The following is a 273-nucleotide window of genomic DNA, read 5'->3' as shown; positions in this document are numbered from 1 at the left end:
GGGTGTTGTCTTTAACTAACACCGCTTTCGCGACAGAGTCACCACAGATTGCGCTATATCAAAAGACATCAATTAATAAACCGCTATAGTTAAAGCGTTTACGTATAAGGACCAGCCATGATTAAACGCGTCGGTATACTCACATCAGGTGGAGATGCGCCCGGCATGAACGCCGCCATCAGAGCCATAGTATTAACTGCAGCAGCGAACAATATTGATGTTATTGGCTTTCATCATGGTTTCAATGGACTACTGGACAATGAACATCAAACC

At 44.0% G+C, this 273-nt stretch carries 1 protein-coding gene; it reads left to right on the top strand.

The features are described 5' to 3' along the window. Positions 1-117: 117 nt before the first annotated feature. Positions 118-273, top strand: a 156-nt coding sequence (locus SB753_RS37225; protein ID WP_410805157.1) for a 6-phosphofructokinase, incomplete at its 3' end; no start/stop codon positions are given.

This window comes from Paraburkholderia sp. SIMBA_053 (assembly GCF_046534895.1).
In the GTDB taxonomy this organism is placed as follows: domain Bacteria; phylum Pseudomonadota; class Gammaproteobacteria; order Burkholderiales; family Burkholderiaceae; genus Paraburkholderia; species Paraburkholderia caledonica.
This window is presented reverse-complemented; position numbering and strand designations above follow the sequence as displayed.